Source organism: Roseomonas sp. GC11, from assembly GCF_024437745.1.
Lineage (GTDB): Bacteria > Pseudomonadota > Alphaproteobacteria > Acetobacterales > Acetobacteraceae > Pseudoroseomonas.
This window is the reverse complement of sequence record NZ_JANFNY010000147.1, coordinates 1-6,156: the sequence shown is the minus strand read 5'-3', so window position 1 is coordinate 6,156 and position 6,156 is coordinate 1. Positions and strand designations below refer to the sequence as shown.

Genomic DNA, 6,156 nt, shown 5'->3' with positions numbered 1-6,156 from the left:
GACCGCCCGATCATTCCTCGGCATCCTCTGCCTCGCAGCCACCGCAGACTGGATCAAGCTCTAACAGGCCTTAAAACCCCTTTCTCCCTTCCCCTGCGCAAAAAAAAATGGACAAGGGGGAGGGGGTGGGGCATGGGCGCGGCCTTGATTGTCCTGCTCCGGGATTTTCCGCGTGAACGACACTCCGCTTGCGCCGCTGGTCGGCATCATCATGGGCAGCCGCTCGGACTGGGAGACGATGCGTCACGCCGCCGAGACGCTGGAAAAGCTCGGCGTGCCGCATGAGACCAAGGTGGTCTCGGCGCACCGCACGCCGCAGCGTCTTTATGATTACGCGCATGCGGCGGCCGGGCGCGGGCTGCGGGTGATCATCGCCGGGGCGGGGGGGGCGGCGCATCTGCCGGGCATGGCGGCGTCCATGACGCGGCTGCCCGTCCTCGGCGTGCCGGTGGAGAGCCACGCGCTGAAGGGCATGGATTCGCTGCTGTCCATCGTGCAGATGCCGGCGGGTATTCCGGTGGGCACGCTGGCCATTGGCCGTGCCGGCGCGGTCAATGCCGCGCTGCTGGCGGCGGCCATGCTGGCCACCACCGATGCCGCCCTGGCCGCCCGGCTGGAGGAATACCGCGCGGCGCAGACCGCCGCCGTGGCGGAGGAGCCGGCATGAGCGCCACCCCGCTGCCCCCCAACGCGACCATCGGCATCCTGGGGGGCGGGCAGCTCGGGCGGATGTCCGCCCTGGCCGCCGCCGAGCTGGGCTATCGCTGCCATATCTATGCGCCGGAGGCGGATTCGCCCGGCATGCAGGTGGCCGCCGCGCGCAGCGTGGCCGATTACGAGGATGCGGCGGCCCTGGCCGCCTTCGCCGCCAGCGTCGATGTGGTGACCTTCGAGTTCGAGAATGTCCCCGCCCGCACGCTGGAGATCCTGGCGCCGCTGGTGCCCTGCCGGCCGGGGAAGAAGGCGCTGGCCGTCTGCCAGGACCGCCTCCAGGAAAAGACCTTCCTGGAAGCCGCCGGCGTGCCCGTCGCCCCCTGGCGCGCCGTGCACAGCCTGGAGGATCTTCACAAGGCCGTGGCCGAGATCGGCCTGCCTGCGGTGCTGAAGACCACGCGGCTGGGCTATGACGGGCGCGGCCAGGCGGTGCTGCGCGCGCCGGAGGACCTCGCCCCCGCCTTCGCCCGGCTGGAGCCGAAGCCGCTGATCCTGGAAGCCTTCGTCCCCTTCACCCAGGAGATTTCCGCGGTGGCCGCGCGCGGGCTGGACGGGCAGGCGGTGGCCTATGACGCGGTGGAGAACCACCACCACCACCATATCCTCGACCTCTCCTTCGCCCCCGCCCGCGTGGCGCCGGCGGCGGCGGCGGCGGCGCGCGCCCATGCCATGCGCGTGGCGGCGGAGCTGGATCTGGTGGGCGTGCTGGCGGTGGAGTTCTTCCTGTTGCCGGATGGCCGGCTGCTGGGCAACGAGATCGCCCCGCGCCCGCACAATTCCGGCCATTGGACGATGGATGCCTGCGCCGCCAGCCAGTTCCACCAGCATATCCGCGCCGTGGCCGGCCTGCCGCTGGGCGGGGTGGAGCGGCATTCGGATGCGGTGATGCGCAACCTCGTCGGCCCCGAGGGCATGGCGAAGCTGCCGGCGTTGCTGGGGGACAACAGCGTGGCTGTCCATCTCTATGGCAAGGCCTCGGCGCGTGAGGGCCGCAAGATGGGGCATGCCAACAGGCTTTTTCCGCGCGGCACCCTCTCTGGCACACTCTCTGATACCCTGGCCGATACGGCTGAGGCGGCGCTGCTCTCAGGCCTGTGACCAAAATGTCAAGGGGGACTGTGTCCTCCTTGCCACAGGCATTGGGAAACTCCCGCCTGCATACTGCAAGGCGAGCTGGGGGATGCTAATTGAACGTCCACGCGGCGCCGTGACTCGGGTGTCATGTCCGGGATGCGGGCGCGGCGAGCATGCCTCTGGTGGATCGAGGAGAATTCTAATGAGCCTCAAGAAGGCGCTTCTGGCCGCGACCGTTATGGCGCTGCCGCTCGCGGCCCAGGCGCAGCCTGTCTCGGGCGTGTATCTCGGCGCCGGCGCTGGCTACAACTACCTGCAGGAAGCGGACATCTCCGCCTCCAGCGGTGGTTCTGGCAAGACCAGCGCTGAGTTCGAGCACGGCTTCGGCGGTGTTCTGAGCGTCGGTTATGGCTTCGGCAACGGCCTGCGCGCCGAGCTCGAGGGCAACTACCGCCAGAACGACGTTGACAGCCTGAAGAGCGGCGCCAGCCTGCCGGGCGTCGGCGGCACCGTCCGCACCTATGGCGCGATGGTCAACGCCCTGTACGACTTCAACCTCGGCCTGCCCGTGGTTCCGTATGTCGGCGCTGGCGTCGGCTATGTGTGGAGCGACTACGACACCGTCCGCACCCGCGGCGCCGGCCGCTCCAGCGTGACGATCGACGACACCGACGGCCAGTTCGCCTTCCAGGGCATCGTCGGCGCCGCCTTCCCGATCGCCGCCGTGCCGGGCCTGGCCGTGACCGCCGAGTACCGCTTCCTGGGCTCGCTGGATCCCGAGTTCACCGCCGTGACCCGCAACACGGCTGGCACCGTGACCGCGCGCACCAAGGTTGACTCCGAGAACTACAACCACTCGGTGTTCCTGGGCCTGCGCTATGCCTTCGGCGCCCCGGTGCCGCCGGCTCCGGTGCCCGTCGCCGCTCCGTCGGTGGCGCCGGTTGTGCCCTTGGCCCGCACCTACCTGGTGTTCTTCGACTTCGACCGCGCCGACCTGACGGACCGTGCCCGCCAGATCGTTGCCGAAGCCGCGCAGAACTCCAGCCGCGTGCAGGCGACGCGCATCGAAGTGGCCGGCCACGCCGACCGCTCCGGCTCGCCGCAGTACAACCAGCGCCTGTCGCAGCGCCGCGCCGACGCGGTCGCCGCTGAGCTGGTCCGCCTGGGTGTGGCCCGCAACGCCATCACCGTGCAGGCCTTCGGCGAGAGCCGCCCGCTGGTCCCGACGGCCGACGGCGTGCGCGAGCCGCAGAACCGCCGCGTCGAGATCGTCCTGCGCTAATCGCGCAGCCGATCCCGGCCAGAAGAAAAGGCGCCTCCGGGCGCCTTTTTTTTCGGGCTGCCGCCGTCTTGTGGTGAGGCGGGACGCTTTTTTATCAGGCTGCCGCCGTCTTGTGGTGAGGCGGGACGCTGTGTTCCAGCCCCGCGCCCGTGTTGCGGCGGCGCGGCGCCCGTGGCTGGCGCTGTGCCACCGTGTCACTCGGAGTGCCGCTCTCCCGTCCCGAGTCCCGCCTCTCCACCCGGGAGCGGCAGCCTGAAAGAAGAATCAGGGGACGAGGCCCTCGGGGAGGCTGTGGACGTGGTCGCAGATCTGGCCGGCGGTGGTCAGCCAGACGGTATCCCGCTGTGCGGCGATGTGGGTGAGGGCGCCGCGCAGCGCCCGCAGCCGGTAGGGCTGGCCGACGATATAGGGGTGCAGGGCGATGCCCATGACCTGCGGCTTGCCATCGCGCACCTGCCGCCGCCGCTCGTCGAAATCGGAGACGATCATATCGGCGAATTGCTGGGCCCCGTCCTTGCGGGAGCCGATGGCGGGGATGTCGTTCACCTCCTGCGGGTAGGGGATGGCGAGCAGCCTTCCGGCGCGGGTCTTCATCCAGATGGGCTGGTCGTCGACGCACCAGTTGAGCGTGTAGCGGTAGCCGGCTTCCGCCAGCAGGTCCGGGGTGTGGTGCGTCTCGGCGATCCAGGGGGAGAGCCAGCCGGAGGGGGGCTTGCCCTCGGCCTCGGTGATGGCGGCCGTCGACTCGGCGATCAGCGCGCGTTCCTCGTCCTCGGGCATCAGGGATTGCCGCTCGCTGTTGGTCCGGCCATGCCCGACGATCTCGTCCCCCCGCTTGCGGTGGGCGGCGACCAACTCGGGCGCATACTGGTACATGGCCGAATTCAGCAGCACGCTGGCGGGCAGCTTCAGCTCGTCGAACAGTTCCATCAGCCGCCAGGCGCCGATGCGGTTGCCATAGTCCCGCCAGGCGTAATTGAGCACATCCGGCTGGGGCCCCCCTGGCGCGAGCGACATGCCCAGCCCCTCGCCAAAGGCGAAGTGCTCCAGGTTCAGGCCGATATAGACGGCCAGCTTGGTGCCCATCGGCCAGCCATAGGCCGGTCGGTTCGGCCATGGATGGTAGTCGTATCGGCCGTGGGTGGGCAGCATGGGATCTCCTCCATCCGGACGTTCCACGCGGGGCGAGGCCGGACCGCCCTGTCCGGGCCGGCCCTCGCGCCGCGTGGCGCACACGCGGGGATAGCAAGCATCAAGCCAGGTTGCCGCACGGTTCCCGCGACACACAAAAACCGCTAGAAGCGCGACATGTCCAAGCCCCCGCCGGCCGAGGCCGCCGCGGCGCGTGCCCTGCTCTCCGCCGCGGCCCGAGAGGGCCGGGCCCGGCTGGCCCGCCCCGTCCTGCTCGGCCTCGCCTCCATCGCCTGTGGCCTGGCCCAGGCCTGGTTCATGGCCCTGCTCCTCGCCGCCCTGCTCGGCCATGGCCGCGCCGGCTGGGCCGAGCTGGCCGCCGCCGGGGCCCTGGCCCTGCTCTCCATCTCTCTTGGCGTGGCGCAGGAACGGGCGCAATCCGCCGCCGGTGCCGCCGCGCGCGCCACTCTGCGCCGCCGCGCCTTTTCCCGCCTGCTCGCCCTCGGCCCCGCCGATGAGCGCCCGGTGGGCGAGCGCGCCGCCCTGGTGGTGGACCGCATCGAGGCGCTGGACGGCTATTTCGCCCGCTGGCTGCCCGCCGCGCTGCTTGCCGCCCTCGGCCCGCTGCTCATCGCCTGCGCCGTGGCGGCGGAAGACACCCTGAGCGGCCTGATTCTTTTTGTCGCCGGCGCCCTGGTGCCGGTGGGCATGGCGGTGACGGGAATCGGTGCCGCCCTGGCCAGCCGGCGGCAGTTCGACGCGCTCCAGGCCCTTTCGGGCCGCTTCCTCGACCGCATGCGCGGCCTGCCGCAGATCGTCCTCTTCCGCCGCCAGGAGGCCGAGGCCGCCGCCCTGGCCGCCGCCGCCGAGGATCTGCGCCGCCGCACCATGAAGGTGCTGCGCGTCGCCTTCCTCTCCGGGCTGGTGCTGGAGGTGCTCTTCGCCGCCGTGCTGGGCTGCCTCGCCTGGCGGCATGGCAACATGCTCTCCGCCGGCCATCCGGACCCGCAGGCGGCGCTGTTCTGCCTGCTGATGGTGCCGGGCTTCTTCGCGCCGCTGCGCGCCTTCTCCGCCGCCTATCACGAGCGCATGGCCGCCCAGGGCGCCGCCGCCGCCCTGGCCCCGCTGCTCGCCCCGCCGCTCCCCCCTGGCGCGGCGGAGGAGGGGCTGGACCTCGCCGAGATCCCGCCCAGCGTCGTCGTCACCTTCGAGGGCGTCGGCCTCACCTATGACGCCACGCGCGGCCCGGCGCTGGTGGACCTTTCTTTCCGTGCCCTGCCGGGGGAGGCGCTGGTCCTGGCCGGGCCGTCAGGCTCCGGCAAATCCTCCGTGCTGCGGCTGCTGATGGGCTTCCGCCGCCCCGATTCGGGCCGCATCGCCCTGAACGGGCGCGATGCCCTGACCCTGCGCCCGGCCGAGCTGCGCCGCCTCTCCGCCTATGTCGGGCAGAAGGCGCATCTTTTCCGCGGCACCATCCGCGAGAACATCATCCTGGCCCGCCCGGAGGCCAGCCCGGCCGAGGTGGAGGCCGCCGCCCGCGCCGCCCGCGTCACCGATTTCGCCGAGTCGCTGCCCCAGGGGCTGGAGACGGTGGTGGGCGAGGGCGGCTTCGGCCTCTCCGGTGGGCAGGCGCAGCGCGTGGCCATCGCCCGCGCCTTCCTGCGCAATGCCCCGCTGGTGCTGCTGGATGAGCCCACCGCCCATCTCGACCCCAACACCGAGGCGGAATTGCTGGAAAGCCTGCGCCGCCTCTGCGCCGGGCGCACCGCCATCATCGCCACCCATTCCCCCGCGCTGCGCACCCGCTTCGGCCGGGTGATCGAACTCGAACAGGGCCGGGCCGGCGTGTCCCGGATGGCCGGGGAATGAAGGCGGCGTCCCGGGGGGGGGGGGGGGGGGGGGGGGGGGGGGGGGGGGGGGGGGGGGGGGGGGGGGGGGGGGGGGGGGGGGGGGGG

At 71.7% G+C, this 6,156-nt stretch carries 5 protein-coding genes; 4 read left to right on the top strand and 1 reads right to left on the bottom strand.

Translation table 11 applies throughout. The features are described from left to right. The first annotated feature begins 211 nt into the window (after nt 1-211). From purE to NON00_RS23805, 3 genes are all read left to right on the top strand, one after another. On the top strand, nt 212-667 hold the full coding sequence (gene purE / locus NON00_RS23815) for a 5-(carboxyamino)imidazole ribonucleotide mutase (RefSeq protein WP_256025283.1): 456 nt from the start codon (nt 212-214) through the stop codon (nt 665-667). Then, nucleotides 664-1,812: a 5-(carboxyamino)imidazole ribonucleotide synthase gene (locus NON00_RS23810; protein WP_256025280.1), complete on the top strand. Its 1,149-nt coding sequence runs from the start codon at nt 664-666 to the stop codon at nt 1,810-1,812. The genes purE and NON00_RS23810 overlap by 4 nt, the downstream gene beginning before the upstream one ends. Before the next feature lie 178 nt (nt 1,813-1,990). Continuing rightward, on the top strand, nt 1,991-3,070 hold the full coding sequence (locus NON00_RS23805) for an OmpA family protein (protein ID WP_256025279.1): 1,080 nt from the start codon (nt 1,991-1,993) through the stop codon (nt 3,068-3,070). 264 nt (nt 3,071-3,334) lie between these two features. Here NON00_RS23805 and NON00_RS23800 read toward each other — a convergent pair whose 3' ends face one another. Next, nucleotides 3,335-4,222: a polysaccharide deacetylase family protein gene (locus NON00_RS23800; RefSeq protein ID WP_256025278.1), complete on the bottom strand. Its 888-nt coding sequence runs from the start codon at nt 4,220-4,222 to the stop codon at nt 3,335-3,337. 156 nt (nt 4,223-4,378) lie between these two features. Between NON00_RS23800 and cydD the strand changes: the two genes are divergently transcribed. Further along, nucleotides 4,379-6,070 (top strand): thiol reductant ABC exporter subunit CydD, encoded by a 1,692-nt coding sequence (gene cydD / locus NON00_RS23795; RefSeq protein ID WP_256025277.1) that lies wholly within the window; start codon nt 4,379-4,381, stop codon nt 6,068-6,070. Nucleotides 6,071-6,156: the final 86 nt, after the last annotated feature.

Bases quoted from the DNA above. Each gene is read 5' to 3' on its own strand.
- purE (WP_256025283.1), top strand. From the start codon at position 212: ATGGGCAGCCGCTCGGACTGGGAGACGATGCGTCACGCCGCCGAGACG.
- NON00_RS23810 (WP_256025280.1), top strand. From the start codon at position 664: ATGAGCGCCACCCCGCTGCCCCCCAACGCGACCATCGGCATCCTGGGG.
- NON00_RS23805 (WP_256025279.1), top strand. From the start codon at position 1,991: ATGAGCCTCAAGAAGGCGCTTCTGGCCGCGACCGTTATGGCGCTGCCG.
- NON00_RS23800 (WP_256025278.1), bottom strand. From the start codon at position 4,222: ATGCTGCCCACCCACGGCCGATACGACTACCATCCATGGCCGAACCGA.
- cydD (WP_256025277.1), top strand. From the start codon at position 4,379: ATGTCCAAGCCCCCGCCGGCCGAGGCCGCCGCGGCGCGTGCCCTGCTC.